This is a genomic window from Acetobacter sp. AC2005, from assembly GCF_037901235.1.
Lineage (GTDB): Bacteria > Pseudomonadota > Alphaproteobacteria > Acetobacterales > Acetobacteraceae > Acetobacter > Acetobacter oryzoeni.
Genome location: NZ_CP149625.1, coordinates 1,509,130 through 1,528,581, shown reverse-complemented (window position 1 = coordinate 1,528,581; position 19,452 = coordinate 1,509,130). Strand labels below are relative to the sequence as shown.

The window sequence follows — 19,452 nt, the reverse complement described above, 5'->3', positions numbered from 1 at the left end:
TGCTTATTCAGCATCCCGACGGGGACCACGTGAGGGCTTTTCACCCACAGTTTCCGTGATATCCGCACCTGTGTTCTGATCAACAACACGCATGGACAGCTTAACCTTACCGCGATCATCAAAGCCGATGACCTTAACTTTCACGGTATCGCCTTCCTTCACCACATCCGTGGTTTTACCAACGCGACCCTGCGCCAGTTCGGAAATGTGCACCAAGCCATCACGCGCACCAAGGAAGTTTACAAACGCACCAAAGTCGGCGGTTTTAACAACCTTACCATCGTAAATGCGGCCCAGTTCTGGTTCCGCTACAATGCCGTTGATCCGATCAATGGCTTTCTGTGCCTGATCATCAGAGGCTGCGGCAATAGTGATTGTGCCGTCATCCCCAATATCAACCTTGGCGCCAGAATATTCCACGATTTCACGGATCACTTTACCGCCAGAACCGATCACATCACGGATCTTTTCCCGGGGCACCTTCATGGTGGTAATCTTCGGTGCTGTGGAAGACACGTTGGTGCGTGTTTCTGTCAGCGCCTTGCTCATTTCACCCAGAATGTGCATCCGGCCATCACGTGCCTGACCCAGAGCAATCTTCATGATTTCCGGCGTGATGGAGGTAATCTTAATATCCATCTGCAGGGCTGTCACACCCTGTTCGGTGCCGGCTACCTTGAAGTCCATATCCCCAAGGTGATCTTCATCGCCAAGGATATCGGACAGAACAGCGAAATCATCGCCTTCCTTGATCAGACCCATGGCGATACCAGCAACCGGGCGCTTCAACGGCACACCAGCATCCATCAGAGCCAGAGAGCCACCGCATACGGTTGCCATGGAGGAAGAGCCATTGCTTTCCGTAATTTCGGAAACCACACGCACTGTGTACGGGAATTCCTTACGGGAAGGCATCAGCGGGTGAATAGCGCGCCATGCCAGCTTGCCATGCCCGATTTCACGACGTCCCGGAGAACCGATACGCCCACATTCCCCTACAGAGAAGGGCGGGAAGTTATAATGCAGCATGAAGTTGGTGCGGTATTCACCTTCCAGCGCATCAATAACCTGTTCGTCCTGCCCGGTGCCCAGCGTGGTCACAACCAGCGCCTGTGTTTCACCGCGAGTGAACAGGGAAGAACCATGCACGCGCGGCAGAATACCCACTTCCGGCACGATTGGGCGAACAGTTACCAGATCACGGCCATCAATACGTTTGCCGGTTTTCAGAACGGAAGACCGCACCACGTCAGCTTCCAGATCCTTGATCATCGGCTTGGCTGCTGCAACGTCCAGTTCATCAGCCGTCAGCTTTTCAATAATCGCTTCACGCGCAGCTTTCAGCTTTTCGTAGCGAACCTGCTTCTGCTTTTCCTTATAGGCATCAGCAATCAGCTTGCGGCCAGCTTTTTCAACCTGCTTACGCAGCTGAATTTCTTCCTTGGTCGGCTCTGCCAGCGCCCAAGGTTCCTTGGCTGCATGTTCTGCCAAGGAGATAATGGCATCCAGAACCGGCTGGAACGCTGTATGGCCGAATGTTACGGCATCCAGCATCACTTCTTCAGACAATTCGGAAGCTTCGGATTCCACCATCAGCACGCCTTCAGCCGTGCCAGCCACAACCAGTTCCAGATCTGATTCTTTAATCTGTTCCTGTGTGGGGTTCAGGATGAATGCGCCATCCTTAAAGCCAACGCGGGCAGCGCCAACGGGGCCAAAGAACGGAATACCAGACAGGGTCAGAGCTGCAGAGCAACCGATCAGCGCAGGAATGGAAGGATCATTTTCCATATCGTGCGTCAGCACGGTGGCAATCACCTGCACTTCGTTACGGAACCCTTCGGGGAACAGCGGACGCAGCGGGCGATCAATCAGGCGGGAAACCAGGGTTTCGTTTTCAGAAGGACGACCTTCGCGCTTGAAGAAACCACCCGGAATCTTACCAGCAGCGTAAGCTTTTTCCTGATAGTTAACCGTCAGCGGGAAGAAATCCTGACCCGGCTTGACGTCTTTTGCGCCAACGGCGGTGCACAATACAACGGTTTCACCGTAGGTAACCATAACGGCGCCATCAGCCTGACGGGCAACCTTACCGGTTTCCAGAATCAGTGGGCGGCCGCCCCATTCAATCTCTTTACGGAAGTAGTTAAACATTCTGTAAGCCTCTGTTTTTATTTCGCTTCAGAGCCACAGAACAACAGGACAGACCGGCTGGGCGGACAGCGCCTCGGACGGCATGGTGACTGGCGGAACAAACCTCCCAGGCGCCATGTGGTCGGAAACGCCGTGGCTTACCGGGCACGAAACGCCCTGATGTAAAACCTGTGGCTGTATCCAATATGGTAACGCCAACAAACAAGTGCCAGCGAAAATCCCGAACGGGAAGAGAGATCATGTATGCACAACACCTCTTCCCGCCCGTTAAGCCGTTTTTAGCGGCGCAGGCCCAGGCGGCCAATCAGCGTTTCATAACGCGTCTGGCTCTTGCCCTTCAGGTAGTCCAGCATGCTACGGCGACGACCAACGAGAATCAGCAGACCACGGCGAGAATGGAAGTCCTTCGCGTGGGTCTTCAGATGTTCGGTCAGGTTGTTAATCCGTTCGGTCAGGATCGCCACCTGCACTTCCGGGGAGCCCGTATCACCCGGTGCAGTCTGGTATTCAGCAATAACTTGCGTGCGACGTTCAGCAGTAATCGACATCACATGTCTCCATCAAAAAACATATCAGGTTTTAGAGAATCCGTACCGGCTTCAGCCATCCGTCTTCCAGACGGCCAATACCCAGCACGTGCTCACCGTCCATAACACGCACAACGCCCCCTTCCTCGGCGGTCTGTGGGATACGCCCCATCAGATCAACAAGGCCGAGAGCTTGCCCGTGCCGTAGCAGAACTGCTTCATCCTGTGTCAAGGCCAGCGCCGGGATGTCGGCCAGCGCGGTCGAGACCGGACGCAGAAGTTCCGGTGAAGCATGGGCGTTGTCGTCGTTTGGGGTGATTTTGTCCAGCACAATCGCATCGGCTTCTGTAAAAGGCCCCACGCGCAGGCGGCGCAGCACAGTAATATGGCCCACAGTTCCGCATGCCAGAGCCACATCACGCGCCAGCGCACGCATGTAAACACCTTTGCCGGATTCGACCTCAAACACCGCGGTATCCCGATCTGGCCGTTCAATCAGCTCAAACCGATCAACCCGTGCAGGCCGTGGCGGCAATTCTGGCGGACGGCCTTCTCGCGCCATATCGTAAGAACGCTCTCCACCCACTTTCAAGGCAGAAAAAACGGGCGGCACCTGCATGATATCACCTGTAAGCGCCGGCAAGGCAGCACGCAGTTCTTCATCTGAAGGGCGTACATCAGATGTACCAATAACATTGCCATCAGCATCATCGCTATCACGCGCCTCACCCATCTTAAGGGTAAAGCGGTACACCTTGGTGCCATCCATAACATAAGGCACAGTTTTGGTGGCCGCACCAAAAGCCAAAGGCAGCAACCCTGTTGCCAGCGGATCCAATGTGCCGCCGTGCCCTACCTTTTGCGCATCAAACAACCTCTTCGCACGCCCCACTACCTGCGTTGATGTCATGCCGGAAGGCTTATCTACTATCAGCCAGCCGTTAAGGGGCCGCCCACGTCTGCGTCGCATGAAAACTCCCGTATGCGATTCATCAAATACCATGCAGCAGCCATGAACGGCTCAGCCAGAAGGTTTTTGCGTTTGTATCAAGACCTAATAATTATGGAGCGCATACTCCATCTGGCGCAGCATGTAGCCGAAGGCCACCATGCCATGCAATGTTGCCATCAGGCGCAATGCTGGCCTGTCAGAAAAGACTGTCAGCCAAGTTATTGCTCTTAAACCAAGGTAAACCCAAGGTTTACCACTTCTAGCATGTGTGTGCCAAAGGGGCTGGTCATAGGCTTGCCTGTGCCGTAATGTCGCCACCAAATTATGGCTGATCAATCTCCCCCTTCCGGTCTTAACAAGGCTGCCGATACACCTTCGTGGTCTCTTCAGAACACGGCAGATGGCGTATGCTTGAGTATTGAAGGGGATTGGACAGTTCAGGCTGGCGGAACAACACCTTTTCCGCAAGATAAACTACCTGTTGAACCCGGCCATATTCTTCACATCGATACAACCGGTTTAAAAAACTGGGATTCAGCCTTTGTTGCCTTCCTGTGGGATGTCAAACAAGCTGCCAGCAAGGCACAGCTTCACTTTGACGAGCAAAACCTTCCTGCTCCCGCACAAAGACTTTTGGCCCTTTTACCCGATGCACCTGCTGAGCCCGCACAACCACCACGCAATAACGAAGGCATTTTTGCGCAGGTAGGTGACGCAACTCTCAATGGATTGGCCGAAACCGGCACAGTAAGTGAGCTGGCATTAGAGACAGCTAAAGGTGCCGCGCAGGCTGTACGTGGCAAAAGTGCCATGCGCATGAAAGACCTGTTGCTGGATATCTGGAATGCTGGCCCTGATGCCTTGCTGATTGTTGGCATCGTCAACTTTCTTGTTGGTGCCATTCTGGCTTTTGTCGGCTTGGTTGAACTGCGGAAATTTGCTGCAGAAATTTACGTTACAGATTTGGTTGGCATTGCCTGTGCGCGTGAAATTTCAGCCATCATGACAGCCATTATCATGGCGGGCCGGACCGGTGGCGCTTATGCAGCCCGCATTTCCACCATGCTGGGCAATGAAGAAATTGATGCCCTACAGGTATTTGGCATCCCTATCTCCAGCTACATTCTGCTGCCATCCATTGTGTCTCTAGCGCTGATGATGCCGCTGCTTTATCTTTATGGCACCATTATTGCGATCTTTGGCGGCTTTGCCGTATCCATGAGCATGATGGACGTTTCCCCCATCGGCTACTGGATTTCCACTTTTGATGGCGTTGAGCTGAAGGAATTTATCTTCGGGTTTATCAAATCCTTCTTTTTTGCCAGCTTCATTGCTCTGGCCGCCTGCCGTGTGGGCCTGAAAGCCGGCCGCAGTGCCGCTGATGTGGGCGTTGCCGCCACACGCGCCGTGGTGATTGGTATTGTAGGCATTATTGCCATGGATGCCATTTTTGCCGTGATAGCCAACGCGCTTGGAATCTGATGATGTCTGACGCTGAAACCCTTATTTCCGTCCGTGATTTGCAGTTATCGTTCGGCCCCAAGATCATTCAGAAAAATGTTTCCTTTGATCTAAAGCGCGGTTCTATCTTTGCCATTATGGGCGGTTCAGGCTGTGGCAAAAGCACGCTGCTTAAAAGCATGATCGGGCTGCTGCGCCCCACCGCTGGGCAAATTTTGGTAGATGGAGAAGATTACTGGGCGCAATCCGATGCCCGCCGCACGGATATCAATCACCGATACGGCGTGCTGTTTCAGAGCGGTGCTTTATGGAGCTCCATGACGGTAGGTGAAAACGTCGCCCTGCCTTTGGAGATGTTCACTTCGCTTAAGCCCGACACCATTCGGCGTCTGGTGGAACTCAAGCTCGGGTTTGTGGGTATGGAACAGGCGATTGATCTGTTCCCCTCCGAAATATCCGGTGGCATGTGCAAACGTGCAGGTCTGGCGCGTGCCATAGCCCTAGAACCCGACATTCTGTTTTTTGATGAACCCTCCGCAGGGCTAGACCCCATTACATCTGCCCGGTTGGATGATCTGATCCTGACATTACGGGATGGGCTGGGAGCAACCATTATGATTGTCAGCCACGAACTGCCCAGCCTGTTTGCCATTGCAGACGATGGCATCTTTTTAGATGCCAAAACACACACACCTATTGCGCATGGTTCACCGCGCGCATTGCACGACACCTGCAAGATTCCTGAGGTAACGGCGTTTATGAACCGATCTGCCTCTATTCCCTCCGCAGACAAGACAGAAGGCTGAACGGCATGTCTCAAAGCACAAACCGGAAAACTCTGATCGGCGCGTTTGTGATCCTTGGCGGCTTGCTGGGCCTGTTCATTATCATGGCTTTTGGGCACATGCGCTTCTTCACCCCCTCGCGTGAAGCTGCCGTTGTGTTCCAGAACTCCATCACCGGCCTGTCTGTGGGTGCGCCCGTAAATTTCCGCGGCGTTAAGGTGGGAACGGTTAAAAGCATTACCCTGCGCTTTGATCCGCAGGACCGTAAAGCTTACATTCCTGTTGTGCTCACGCTAGAGCCAGACCAGATCCATGTGGTGAAAGACGTGCCGGGAGGCACCAAAGTCAGCATTCAGGAAATGATCAGCAATGGTTTACGTGCCGAACTGAACCTGCAAAGCTTTGTAACAGGACAGTCCAACATCGAGCTGGATTTTGATAAGTCCGTTACGCCTGTTCTGCACCCACGCATTACCAACCTGCCGGAAATTCCTGTCCGTCTTTCCACTATGGAAAAGCTGAAAGACACCATTGGCCAGATTCCCATCAAGGATATCAGCCACCATGCTGATCTGGCCCTGCTTTCCATTACCTCCTTGAGCGATCATTTGCGTGAGGACCTGCCGCCGCTGATTTCCAGCGTGAAGGAAACGGCTGATCGTTCCCATGAGACAGTACAGGCCGCAACAGATGCCATTAAGGATCTACAGGCCAAGCTGGATGTGACGCTGTTGAAAATGGACAAGCTGATGGATACCGGCAATACGCAGCTTGATGCCCGTGGCAAGGATCTGCACGCAACATTGGCCTCTGCTACAAAAACTCTGGATTCCTTGCAGGATATTCTTTCACCACGTTCTATCGACCGAGCAAATCTGGATGCCTCCCTGCGAGATATTGCTGCTGCTGCAGCCTCGCTACGTGGCTTCGCCAGCGATGTGGAACGTAACCCGCAACTTCTGCTGATGGGACGCCGTCCATGATGTTTCCTCCACGCCGTATTGCTCTGGCTTTTCTGGGAGCATGCACCCTGCTTGCAGGTTGTGCCTCCCCCCCTCTTCGGCTGTACACACTTGGGATGCCGGGCGACCGGGATGTTCAACAGCCGCATCTTTCCGCCCGTTTGACCACAATAGAAATCAGCCGCACGGTATTGCCTGATTATCTGGATAGTCAGGACATGATCACCCGGCAGGGAGAAGAGGTCATTCGCAGCCCGCGTTCGCGCTGGGCAACACGGCTTTCTCTCGGCATTACAGATTTGGTGACCAACGAAATTGCATCATCCCACCCCAATGAACTGATTACAGACCAGCCATTGGCAGATGCAGCCAATATGCGCGTTCAGATTAACGTTTCACGCTTTGATGTGAATGTAGATGGTCAGGCAGTTTTGGATGCAAACTGGGCTGTTATCCCGCGGGATCCTAAAAAACCGCTCATTCGCAACCGTGCGCACCTCACGGCCACAGGATCTGTTTCTACGGATGCAGATACAGCATCTTTAATGCGCAAGCTGGTTATTCAGCTGGCAGATCAAGTTAATCTTTCCATTCCACCCACACAGTAAAAAGCGGCCCGATATAACCATTCCCGCACTTTCCGGGTAGTTATATCGGGCAAAGCTTTTAACTTCGCCTCTTAACGGATGCAATTTTACGGGGCTTTGCGGCCACTTTCTGGGCCGTAGGACGGGATTTTGTGGTTGCAACAGTGGATACCGCTTTTTTAGCGGTGCGCGGGGTGCGCGCAGCAACCGTTTTACTGGCAACACAGCGTGACGCTGGCTTTTTCACAGATTTTGCCGGTTGTTTAACTTCTTCCGCGTTTTCCTGAGAAGACAATTCCGCTTCCGGTTTGTGCTTCGCAACCAAACGGGCAATCAGCGCTTCATACTCAGTCAGATATGACTTGATACAAAGAGTCTGCTCAGCTTTTTCTCTTACTGTGCGGCGCAAACGGGTTGCCAGCGGTTTATTATGCAGCACCTCTAACACACCATCGGCAATTTTGTCTGGCTCCGTAAACGGTACCAGCACAGCCGTTTCCTGATCTGTCAGAAATTCCTGCACGGGGGCTGTAGCGCTTCCAACAATAGCGCACCCCATTGCCATTGCCTCACGCAAAGACCACGAGGCTACAAAAGGGTAAGTGAGATAAACATGAGCATCTGAACGCTGCAGAAGACGTAGAAAATCCTGATAATCAACTTTACCGGCAAAGTGCACACGGCTCAGATCCAGTTGACCTTCCAGCTCCTGAAGCATTTTCTCCCGCCAGCAACCAGATGCCAATGGTGCCCCGTAGCTGACTCCATCCCCCCCAACCATAATAACGTGTGCGTTGGGTTCCTCTTCCAAAATCCGAGGAAGCGCACGCATAAACACATGGAAGCCGCGATAGGGCTCTAAATCACGCGAGACATAGGTAATCAGTTTGTTTTTAGGTGAGATTTTGATGTCACCCAGTTTGAAAATCTTCTTTGCAAGTTTCGGATCTGGCTTGCAGGTTTCCAAGTCTACGCCTTCGCGCAGCACGGTAATTTTATCTGCTGCCCATGCAGGATAAGCGCTTTTCTGAAAATCCGTAGGCGTCTGGCCATAGCCAGGGCCTGTAAGGGCCAGCAAGTTAATGGCGTTCTTGGCCCGCACAATTGGCAACATTTGGGGCTGAAGCGGGAATTCTGGATCGAAGCCTACATCAAACCCGGGTTCTGTATGATAATAGAACTCGAAATACCCCAATACAGGCACATCGGGATAAACATCCTGAATATTCAGAAGCTCTCCCCACCCATGATGGCCGATAATAATATCAGGCTGGAATCCCAGATTTTTTAAGGTACGTGCGGCCTTTTCAACCTCATTAGCCCGTACCATGCCCATATCTAGCTCGCGCACGGCCAAATGGGCCTGCGCCGCAGCCCCTCGGGGCATACGGTACCTTACACGGCGCACACCTTTAATGGCGTTCTGGTTATCTTCACTAATGAAAACAACTTCGTTTTCATCGTTTTGCACCAGATGGCGCACAATGTGCAGGTACTGGCCGGGAAAATTTTGATGGATAAAAAGGTATTTCAAACCTGCACCTGCGTGCTGCTCAGATCACAAATAAAAACAGGCCCGGTATTTCAACCAGACCTGTTCCCTGAATATCTTAACGGCGGGAAGGCTTACGCCCGCGCGCTCCGCCGCGCCCTGTCGTTTTTGGCTTTTTAGCCTGCTGGGCAGAAGAAGAAGCACGACGAGGCTGAGATTTGGCTGTGCGCCTTACCGGTTTAACCGGAATCTCCTCTTCGATAACTTCTTCTATTTCGTCTTCAAGCTCTGTTTCTTCAAGAAGCTCCGCAGCCTCTTCCAGAACTTCTGCTTCCAGCTCGTCTATCTCTTCTTCTAGCAGGGCCGCCAGATCTTCTGCAGCACTCTGCTTCCGTTTGCGTCCACCACGCTTGGCTTTACTGTCTGCATCTCGCGGAAGGATTTCAACAAGGAACGCTTCCAACGGTGCGAGACTATCAGCTTCTACAGGTTCACCATTCTCAACCGGCCCGATTTTGGTACCATCGGTAAAGCTGGCTGTAACACGGCAAATGAATTTTTTAGCGGCTGCACCTTTCAGGCGCACACACAAACCCAAAATAGGCAGGGCCATGCCACGGCTACCGCAATACTGGCCCCCTTCTACCCACGGAGAAAGCCACCCCTTACCCAGAACAGCCTGATACTCAATATCATCCGACTGAATAAGATGCGCTGGTGCGATACCAAAACCTTCAATCCATGCCTGACTGCCGGGTACACCCATCCACTCACCCAGAATACCAGTAACATCGCCACGACGTTGAATATGGGCACCAATTTCAGGCTTCTGAACCACAGGAGCTTCTACAGGCGGAACTTCTTTAGGGGCAGCAGCCTCAGATGCCACAGGCACAGGAACCGGCAGCGGGTCAGATTCTGCACTCAGCTGAATCACCTGCAAACGCGGCGCATCATGCCGCGTGTTCATTTCCTGATAAATGGTGATCATCACCTGCGCTGGGCCACGGCGCACACGCACTAAAGCAGCATTGTTTCTGCCACCCAACCAACCATCTTGCTCAAACGTTACAATCTGAACATTGCCCGGAGCAGAAACAGGAGGAAGAGAAATGCGCACTCCGGGCAACCCGGCAGCAGTTGGTGGCTGCTGCCCTGCTGCATGGCTGATACAGAACAGACCGGTCTGGAGTGTCATCAGATGACCTGTGACTTTCAGATCAGTAATCCGCTGCTGGCTTGCCTGAGACATAAAACCTCTTCCGTCCTAAATTTTCAGCTAAACTGTAAAACAAAAAAACACCGGCAAGTAAAGAAAGAGTTAAGTAAGGGAAAGCTTTCTTTTTTGTGCCATTTCCTTACCCTTTTCCAATAATTTTTCATTCAACTCTTGTATGGAAATACCAAACGGCACCACACTCCCCAAACCTGTGGAACGGATGCGCTCTGCCGGAGCTCCCAGATCAAATGCAATAGCATACAATCCGGCCCTCCAGATATCTCCCAAAGCAAAACACCATGTTTCCGGCCATACAGATGGCAGTAAAGCAATATCCGCATCTACTGCATGAATTAAGGAAACAGCTTCCTGTTTTTGAAACTGACCTGTTATAAAAATGCGTCCTGTTTTTAACAATTTCGCATCATCGCGCGTATGGCCTACAAGCACAAACTCTAACGGTAAATTGCGCAAAACAGCATCTACTGCCGCCTCAAACAAAATATCATAACCTTTTTCAAACCATATTCCACCAACAACACATACCCGAATACGAGAGACATCGCGCCTAGAACCCTGTGCCAAAAATGCACTCGCCTGTGCTGTTTTACGGTCCTTCGGTTTTGGAAATTGAAATGTTTTTTTAAAAAAACGATCGTTTTCTAATTTTTTTACCGAAAACTGAACGTCAGAAAAATATTTTTGCATTCTTCGCTCAGTATCGTGCGATGGCACAAAAACCTGCTTTGCCTTCTCTAAAAAGATATGTGCCGCTTTACGATAGGCCGCAATGCTAAGCGTGTTATCCATGCGGCGTCCCATTACAGTAACGCAAACTTCGCACGTTGCCTCATCAGGTTCACCGCAATAACGATTTTTCAACCCCATCAATGAAATGCGAGGACAAAACCAGATATAATCATGCACAAATACATCATAGTCACATCTCAAACGTGCCGGCAGCTCCATCACACGCTGATCATGTCCTGTAGTTTGATGGAACTCAATCCGCCCAATACCCTCTGCACGCAAAAGACGCAGAAAAAGCGCCATATCTTTAGAAAATGCAAAACATAGGGAAGGATACTTCTCCTCACCCGTTCCATCTTCCAGCACACATCCCTGCTCAGATGGACGTAAGATCAGCGGACGTATTTTATGCTTACGCCAAAAGGCAACACGCTCCTGCACAACCTTTTCTACGCCTCCGCCAACCGCATGCGTCACCAATAAAACGGCCTGATCTGAAAAATCTTCTGCCCTATCACCTCTGAAGCGAACCAGATCAAGACGCCTGCGTTCCAAAAAAAGAGGATCTGCTTTAACCCATTGTGCAACGTAATCATGGTAGCCAGGATGCAGTCGTTCCAAAAATTTTTGGTTTCGTTGCATTAAGGGGTTGCTACTTTCCCCAAACGATCCGCTCCCCACATGCGCCACAAAAACACCAGGAGCAGCTACGTGTTTCCACCCAAGGGCACGGGCACGCATACAAAAATCGTTTTCTTCACCATAACCTTGCGCAAACACATCTTCACGCAACAGCCCTGTTTGCTGCAAACAATCATGCCGGATATACATACAAAAGCCGTGAGCAGTAGGCACTTTTACAGTACGGCCCACATTGGCAGCCTGTGCCATTTGCATAAACATATTTGTTTCTTCCAGATCTGGTACCGGGTTTGCACCATTTTTATCTGGATAGGAAAAAATACTGGCATCATTCGAAAAAGGGGTAACTGTACCTGTATCCGGTTCTAGATAGGCAACCTTCCGCAACGCTTCCAGCCACCCTTCTGGTACCAACGTATCGCTATTCAGCAACACAACATCATGCGCTGTGAGATGGCGTAGTGCTTCATTCACCGCACATGGGAACCCACCATTCTGTGCTCTTTCTAGATAATGGAAACCAGCCTGCTGACAAAAACTCACAACAGAAGTTATCAAATCTGGCTCCGGAGATGCATCATTCACCACCCAAACGTGCGCACTTACCTTGGGTTTCAAACTCGCTTGCACGCTACGCAAACAGGCTAAAGTACGCGCAGCATTTTTAAAAACCGGAATAACAACCGCAACTTCAACTTTATGATCTGAAACTTTTGGCTGTGTTCTTCCTTCTTCTACAACAGGAAGAGGCATAATTTTTGGAATAGATACGCGTATGCGAGATTGTTCTTTACCTTTACTCTGATCTGCCACGTAGTGTGCAATCTGATTAGCTGCCAAATACAGCATATCTGCATCTATTGGGCTACCTGGCAGATCTTTCCCATCTGGCCCTATTACTCTCACCGGACCTTCTGGCAATGCAGAAAATGGAACAGTGAATGCTCTATATCGCGCTAATGGTTGTTTTGAACTAACAGAATCACAAAAATTTTCTGCGCAAAGTGTTAGAATTTTCTTTCCTGTCTGCGCGGCTAGAACATTCAAAACAGGTGCATTATCCGAATCATGGGGTAACCAGGCCCAGCCAGTTAGCCCTTCCTCTCCCACATCTACTAACCCTTCACACTGAACAATCTTTTGTGGACACACACCTTCATTTGGAAAAATATTGTTCTGTGCAGATACTATGCAAAGCGTATGGGCCTTTTGCCAACCTGAAGGGCAAAACCATGCTCCCTTCTTACGCACTGCTTTCTTTAACTGACCATCGATAACCAGTTGCAAACCTTTTTCTGGCAGGCCCGCCCCTACAATTTGGCCATTCCCCTGCACTCCATACCAGCTAACAACACCATTTAAACGCGCAATAATTGTCGCCTGCTTTTCTACATCTGGGGTGCAAGCATAATCTGTGAGCAAATGCCGAAGAGCACGTAAAGCCTGATACCCAACGCCATGCGCCTGCTGTAACGTTGCCAGCAGGCTCCAGCCCTCACGAAAATCAAATTTTTCTAAAAGCTGTCCTAAAAGCTCAATAGCAGCGTCATGATGTCCTACCGCCTGACGCGCCAAAACCAGTGCAAACATAACATGTGGGTTATCACGCGCCTGCCTATTGGCTCTTTCTAACCAATCCCATGCAAGAGCATAAGAACCAGCCTGCCAAGCAGCATTTCCTTGCCTGAAAGATTCTTGTGCTGCAGCACTTGCATATTGTTCATATACCGTTCGATCTGCCTCTGTGACAAACCCCGCCTGCTGACTTTCAGACTGCTTCAGGGTTGCCATAGATGTGCACCTACTCTTTTAAGTATGTCGTAAAAATAAAATATCAGAATCTTGGAAAGTGCACGATCTTTTCTAAGAAGATGCTTGCGTGACTTCCTGGTTTCCGATCTTGGAAAGTTCGATACTGGCCTGCAGAACATTCTGTTTTTCTGCTTTACGATACCAAGACCGAGCGGCCTCAATATCCTTATCTCCGCCAATTCCATTGGCCAGATAACGCCCCATCATCAACTGTGCGAGGCTATGACCGCCCTCTGCCGCCTGTTGAAACCATGAGCGGGCCAAAACCAAATCTGCCGGAACATCATGGCCTCCACCATACATGGCACCCATAGAGAACATGGCATCTATATTGCCAGATTCAGCCGCTTTTTTGTACCATTGCAGTGCTTGAGGATGATCTTTTGGACCACCTGTTCCGGTAATAAGCAAGTGGCCATAGGCTAGCTGCGCTTCGGTCATGCCGGATTCAGCGGCCTTTGCCACCCACTCCCGCCCTTCTTGCGGATTACGTTCTGCACCCCGGCCTTCCAGCAGCATACGCCCATACCAATACTGGGCATTCACAACTTTATCTGCTGCTTTACGTATCCACTTAAGGGCTGCTTCCTCATCCTTTTGAGCACCGATACCTTGAGCAAGCGCAACCCCGACATTAAAGGCAGCCAGAAAGTCATTCTGTGCCGCGGCGTTCCGATAACATTCCAGAACTTCCGCTGCCTCTACTGTGGGTACAATACCAGCCAAAGCCAGATTGCCCAATTCAGCCGTAGCTTCTTTATCTCCCTGTTCTGCAGCAATCTTAAACCACTGCGCTGCGGCCTGCGGATCTTTCGGAACCCCCACACCACTAAGATAAATATTACCTAAAGTACGGCTAGATGCCGCATGCCCTTGATCCGAAGCAAAACGATACCAAGAAATCGCTTCTGCATAGTTGGGAGGCAGTTCCCCACCTCGCCCGTGCATATCTCCCAGAATGGCTGCAGCTTCAGCATCCCCTGCCAAAGCTGCACGTCTTAACCACGTTTCACCTCGCACCACATCACGCGCAACACCTTTGCCAGAAAGCAGGGCCAAGCCATATTTTGCTTGTGCACCACGCACTTTCTTTTCTGCCGCTTTTGCAAAATATGATGTAGATTCAGGAATGTTTTGCGGAACGCCTATACCACGCTCCGTCATGACGCCCATAAGATACAGGCCTGTGCCCATACCACCATCAGCTGCTTTTTTGAGCTCTACAGCAGCCGCGGTATAATCTTCCTGTGTTTTCGCCTTTGCGAGCGCTGCAAGGCCAAGCCCTAAATGGCCTTGCACGCACCCCTGAGACGCGGCAGCCTGATACCATTCCAGAGCCTGTTCTGGATTGCGAATACTTTCCGGGCCAGCCGTTAAAACATATCCATACAGAGCCTGCCCATCAGCATACCCGGCCTCTGCCGCACGATGGGCCCACTCTGCTGCTTTAACAAAATCTGGTTCCCGCTTTCTTTGCTCTGTTGGATCGTCAAAAATAGATTTCGGAGTATTTGCATCTACCTCTTGCGGCAAACCGTGCAAATATAGCGTTGCCAGAACAAAAGAAGCCTCAGCCCATCCATTCTGCCCCGCACGACGTACCCAGCGCGCTCCTTCCACCAAGTCTGGTGGCGCCCCCTGTGCCGTAAGATAACATTGCCCAACTAAAAATTGGGCTTCTGCGCTTCCGTCTCGCGCAAGAACAGCCAGCTTGCTAAAGGCATCTGCTGGTTGTTCTTTGAGTTGCGCTTTGGCCTGTTCAAGGCGGGTTTCAATATTTTTACCCGACCTACCAAACGTTTTCTGAAACAGTTTCCAGACCAAATTCTTAATCCTCTATATACAGAGTATTATATACACGCTTTACCAATCAGGGTTCACGCATCCCATTTGTCATCAACGGCACAAAGCTATTCAACATATATTGCATGACTGTACGCTTACCAACGCGAATATCTGCCGTAACTGGCATACCAGGCTGCGGATGGAAGAAATTAGGCACACCATGCAATGTATATTTATCTACCCGCAAGCGAACAGTATAAAACGACTTAGAAGTATTGTCTGGCGTAACATCTTCCGAGCTAGGTCCACTACTGCTACCTGATACAAAGGAATCTGCACTAATGGTTTTAACTGTTGCTTCGGCACCGCCATATTGCTGGTAAGGAAAAGTCGCAAACTTTATCTGCGCCTTATCTCCAAGCCGTACAAAACCAACATCCTGCCCAGACATAACAGTTTCAATTTCTAACCCTTTCCCTACAGGCACAAGGGTCATAATTTTTTCTGCCGGAGTAACAACAGACCCAACGGAAATTTTAGCTATATTCAGGACAATGGCATCTTCATCAGCTTTCAGTGCCACCATGCTGCTATGTAAAATAGCTTTTTGATAAGCACCCTTTGCTTCTGCCAGCTTATGCTGTGCCGCTATCAAATCTTTATAAACTTCGGCCTTCCAAGTTTGAATATAACCTTCTTTTTCAGAAACCGCAGCTGCCAACTTATTCCGTGTAGAGGCTGCCTGCTGCTGAGCTGAAATCTGTGAACGTTCAACTTCCATCAACTCATTCTGGGCACTTAGAGTAGACAGACGACTTCCGACCTGATCCTTCTGGAGCTCCATGCGCATTTTATGAACGTCACCGGCCACTTTGGCACGCGCAGCATACATTGCTGCACTTGCAACATATCCCTGCAAATCGCTCTGCAAACTGGCAATCTGTTTATTATAATTTTCAACTTTAGCGTTAAATTCCGCCATACGCCGCAAATAGGCCTCACCCTGTGGTAACGCGGCCATATTGCCCAGATCAGGCTTATAATCCTGCCCGTTAGCTTCTGCCGTAAGACGATCCACTTCAGCTTGATACTGATCCATCTGGCTTTTCAGATTTTCACTATCTGCGCCTGTTTGCGTGGGATCCAGATGCGTTAAAACATCGCCTTTATGAACAAAATCCCCTTCCCGCACATCAATCGAGCGTATGATTGATGTATCCAAAGGCTGGATTACAAGCGATGGTTCACTCGAAATTAAACGACCTTGAGTGGAAACAATACGATCCAGCGGGAAGATTGTCATTCCGATCATGGAAAACAGTACCAACCCACCAATAACCCACGCAATATATTGCGCACTGGGGGTAGGCGGCATATTGACCAGTGCCGCTGTAGGAGAATGAAACTCCAAGAGCGCAATAGGCATATCACCTTGTGCGTAAGCATCGTCAGCTTGCTTAAGAAAATCATCTGAAGCGGGCATCACAGAGTTCTGCTGATTTTCATCAGATGAGCCGCCATTAGGCACGATCCGTGTATCCTGTTCGCTCATGGAACTACTCCCCTTCCGCGATCAAAGATGCACCTTCAGAAGAAGCTCGTCCTTCTGTATGCCGGTTTTGCTGCATCCAAAGCGTCCGATAAATATCACATCGTTCAAGCAGAACATTATGGGGTGCAATATCTGCCACTTCCCCTTGATCCATCACACAAATCTGATCACAGTTCACGAGAGAAGAGAGACGGTGCGAAACAATGACCATAGTACGGCCTTGACCAATCCGCTCCAGATTTGCATTTACCAAAGCCTCACTTTCTGGATCCAGCGCAGACGTTGCTTCATCCAAAATCATCAGTTTAGGATCAGTAATGACGGCACGTGCAATAGCAAGCCGCTGACGCTGGCCACCAGAAATGTTGGTTGAACCTTCTTCAATGAAAGTTTCATAACCTGCAGGCATTCGTTCAATAAATTCTTCGGCTCCGGCCATTCTGGCTGCATGCACAACATCATCAATCGTAAGCCCGGGACGGCCAGCCGTAATATTCTCGCGAATGGTACCGCGGAACAGGAAGTTATCCTGCAACACCACCCCAAAAGACCGGCGCAAGTGGGTCAGATTGATTTCACGTAAATCAACACCATCCAGCTTAAGATAACCCGTGTAGGACCGGCTAACCCCTTGCAACAGACGGGTAATGGTAGATTTACCAGATCCGCTTCGCCCAACAAGTCCCAGCATAGTGCCTGCTGGCACCGAAAAGTTGACGTTTTTCAAAGCCAACTGAGTAGATCCAGGATAGGAAAAATTAACGCCCTCGAAAGATAGTGCCCCTTTAATACGCGGGCGCATCCCAGTCGTAAGTGCCTTTGTTTCTGTTGGTTGATTTAGAACCGATGAGGCTTCCCCTAGTGATGCCATAACTTCGTTAAAGTCATCCATAAGCCTTGCCAAACCAACCAACGGAGAAGCAACGCGCGACCCAAGCATCATGAATGCAATCAGGCCGCCCACTCCCACAGTAGAAGGGCTCACAAGCGCCAGATACGCACCCACCAAAATAATGCCGCGATTGATAAACAGATCAAGCGGCATGACTATTGTTTGGACCCAGTTTGAAAAACGCCCTACAGCAAGTTTCCAGCGAATAACCTCTGCTGTGGCATCATCCCATGCCTGTTTACGAATAGGCTCCAAAGCAAGCGTTTTGAGAGTACGGATACCAGCCACACTTTCATACAGGATAGCGCTTCTGTTCCGATCTGCAGCGAGTTGTTGCATCATAAGCTTGGCAAGTGGGTTCATGGCAACCACAACGACCAACCCAATAAGACCGGCACAAGCAACTGTCATCCAAGCCAGCGTTGAGCTGAGCATAAAAAGGAAAGGCAGAATAACAACGAGCGTAAACATATCCAGAGCAGTGTTCATCAACCGTCCGGTCAAAAAATCTCGCACTTTATAGATGGCTGTCACACGCCCAAGCACATTCCCCGCCTGCTGGCGTTCAAAATATTCCAACGGCAAAGACACAAGGCGGCTGAAAAGATGTAAAGAAATACGAGAATCAATGCGTGTTGTCAGCACCATAGACAGTTCACGCCGCCCATAACTGATAAGTATCTCGTAAAGTGAAAATATAAACAACAAACCAGAAATTGAAACCAGCGTTGACATGGAGTGATAACCCACGACTTTATCCACCACCTGCATCACAACAAGTGGTGGAAAAATCTGCAGCACACTCAACGTCATGGATGCGATACCAATATCCCGCAAAGAGCGCTTTTCACGCAGCACCATTTGGGCCAGCCATCCCAGACTGACCGGAGCATCTGCTTCCGATTCCCCCTTACGCCGCTTGATAAGAAGAATATCACCAGTCCATATCTGGGAGAGGCGCAGTTCATCTACCGGTACAGCTGCTACAGCTGCACCTTTGAGCGGATCCTGCAACCATACGACCCCACGATCTGGTGTCGCATTCACCATCAGCGCCGCGGAACCGTCCCGGAACATCAGAACAATCGGCGGAGAGTTGGTCATCTTAACAAGATAACGCCACTTAATCCGCACGGCCTTTGCGACAGCACCCTGATCTTCTAACCAGCGCACTAATGTTGCAGGGGATGGCGTATCCTCTCCTGGTTCCGCTGCAAAATCACGGATGTCCAGTTCCAGACCATGATATTTGGCAGCTGCGACAACAGCTTTTAACCGGATAACAGGCGCAGAAACAGGAGCTCCCTGACCGCGATCTGTATCTGAAGGAGAACCGGCCTGTTCCGGCACATGATCAGTCTGGTCCACGCACAACCCTTTTGGTTAAACCAACTTAACAATACAGCGTACCGCACAAATACAGCAGATACGTTCCTGCCCGGCACATGCGCCGTTATGACAGGAGAAGACACAGTCTCCAAGTTTTTCTGCGTAGGTTATTGCAAAATATGCAAAGAAAACTGAGTAGTAATAAAGGCAGAAAACAGGCTTTAACCGACAAATTTATAAAAAGAATTTAAAAATCCTTCTTTCTTCAATCGGTTCTGCACACGTTCTGCTTCATTTTTGCAACATATAATCCACACAGATTGATACGGTGCACAGCGCCCTAAAACGCTTTCCTGAGCGCGCGCCAGCAAAAATGCCGATAAGCTGCCTTGCCCGGTACAGCATACACAATGCGCAGCATGATGCCCTACTTGTCCATTCCAACGCCAAACATGGCACCACTCTGCATTCTGTTCTTGCGTTATTTCTGTATTAACAAATAAAAGTGCATCTTCATGATGATCAGACTTCATATCCGGCACTGATGTACA

At 50.2% G+C, this 19,452-nt stretch carries 14 protein-coding genes; 4 read left to right on the top strand and 10 right to left on the bottom strand.

All coding sequences use genetic code 11. The features are described from left to right. Nucleotides 1–3: 3 nt before the first annotated feature. The 3 genes from pnp to truB form a co-directional block, all read right to left on the bottom strand. The gene (pnp, locus tag QQM41_RS07440; protein ID WP_003624193.1) at nucleotides 4–2,154 is read right to left on the bottom strand and encodes a polyribonucleotide nucleotidyltransferase; all 2,151 of its coding nucleotides are present in this window, start codon (nucleotides 2,152–2,154) and stop codon (nucleotides 4–6) included. Nucleotides 2,155–2,432: 278 nt separating this feature from the next. Further along, nucleotides 2,433–2,702, bottom strand: coding sequence for a 30S ribosomal protein S15 (rpsO, locus tag QQM41_RS07435; protein ID WP_014457520.1), 270 nt, complete (start codon nucleotides 2,700–2,702; stop codon nucleotides 2,433–2,435). 31 nt (nucleotides 2,703–2,733) lie between these two features. Continuing rightward, nucleotides 2,734–3,651, bottom strand: a complete 918-nt coding sequence (truB, locus tag QQM41_RS07430) for a tRNA pseudouridine(55) synthase TruB (protein ID WP_035352292.1) — start codon at nucleotides 3,649–3,651, stop codon at nucleotides 2,734–2,736. A gap of 306 nt (nucleotides 3,652–3,957) precedes the next feature. Here truB and QQM41_RS07425 point away from each other — a divergent pair, with 306 nt between their 5' ends. From QQM41_RS07425 to QQM41_RS07410, 4 genes are read left to right on the top strand one after another with little or no spacing between them, the layout of a single operon-like run. Beyond that, nucleotides 3,958–5,115, top strand: coding sequence for an ABC transporter permease (locus QQM41_RS07425; RefSeq protein WP_339076713.1), 1,158 nt, complete (start codon nucleotides 3,958–3,960; stop codon nucleotides 5,113–5,115). Next, on the top strand, nucleotides 5,115–5,900 hold the full coding sequence (locus QQM41_RS07420) for an ABC transporter ATP-binding protein (RefSeq protein WP_050818610.1): 786 nt from the start codon (nucleotides 5,115–5,117) through the stop codon (nucleotides 5,898–5,900). Before QQM41_RS07425 ends, QQM41_RS07420 begins: the two co-directional genes overlap by 1 nt. A 5-nt stretch (nucleotides 5,901–5,905) precedes the next feature. Then, nucleotides 5,906–6,862, top strand: coding sequence for an MlaD family protein (locus tag QQM41_RS07415; protein ID WP_003630154.1), 957 nt, complete (start codon nucleotides 5,906–5,908; stop codon nucleotides 6,860–6,862). Continuing rightward, complete coding sequence (locus QQM41_RS07410) at nucleotides 6,862–7,449, top strand: membrane integrity-associated transporter subunit PqiC (protein ID WP_196332624.1); 588 nt, start codon at nucleotides 6,862–6,864, stop codon at nucleotides 7,447–7,449. The genes QQM41_RS07415 and QQM41_RS07410 overlap by 1 nt, the downstream gene beginning before the upstream one ends. 58 nt (nucleotides 7,450–7,507) lie before the next feature. Here the strand turns inward: QQM41_RS07410 and QQM41_RS07405 are convergent, their stop codons facing one another. From QQM41_RS07405 to QQM41_RS07375, 7 genes are all read right to left on the bottom strand, one after another. Next, nucleotides 7,508–8,962, bottom strand: a complete 1,455-nt coding sequence (locus QQM41_RS07405) for a glycosyltransferase (protein WP_339076712.1) — start codon at nucleotides 8,960–8,962, stop codon at nucleotides 7,508–7,510. Between the two features lie 76 nt (nucleotides 8,963–9,038). Further along, nucleotides 9,039–10,172 (bottom strand): hypothetical protein, encoded by a 1,134-nt coding sequence (locus QQM41_RS07400; RefSeq protein WP_339076711.1) that lies wholly within the window; start codon nucleotides 10,170–10,172, stop codon nucleotides 9,039–9,041. 69 nt (nucleotides 10,173–10,241) lie between these two features. Then, entirely contained in the window at nucleotides 10,242–13,322 is a 3,081-nt protein-coding gene (locus QQM41_RS07395) for a glycosyltransferase (protein WP_339076710.1), read from the bottom strand. Between the two features lie 72 nt (nucleotides 13,323–13,394). Then, nucleotides 13,395–15,167, bottom strand: coding sequence for an SEL1-like repeat protein (locus QQM41_RS07390; RefSeq protein WP_339076709.1), 1,773 nt, complete (start codon nucleotides 15,165–15,167; stop codon nucleotides 13,395–13,397). Nucleotides 15,168–15,213: 46 nt separating this feature from the next. Continuing rightward, nucleotides 15,214–16,680, bottom strand: a complete 1,467-nt coding sequence (locus QQM41_RS07385; RefSeq protein WP_087651591.1) for an HlyD family type I secretion periplasmic adaptor subunit — start codon at nucleotides 16,678–16,680, stop codon at nucleotides 15,214–15,216. Nucleotides 16,681–16,684: 4 nt separating this feature from the next. Further along, nucleotides 16,685–18,940, bottom strand: a complete 2,256-nt coding sequence (locus QQM41_RS07380; protein WP_339076708.1) for a peptidase domain-containing ABC transporter — start codon at nucleotides 18,938–18,940, stop codon at nucleotides 16,685–16,687. A gap of 182 nt (nucleotides 18,941–19,122) precedes the next feature. Further along, the gene (locus QQM41_RS07375; RefSeq protein ID WP_339076707.1) at nucleotides 19,123–19,434 is read right to left on the bottom strand and encodes a hypothetical protein; all 312 of its coding nucleotides are present in this window, start codon (nucleotides 19,432–19,434) and stop codon (nucleotides 19,123–19,125) included. Nucleotides 19,435–19,452 lie beyond the last annotated feature (18 nt).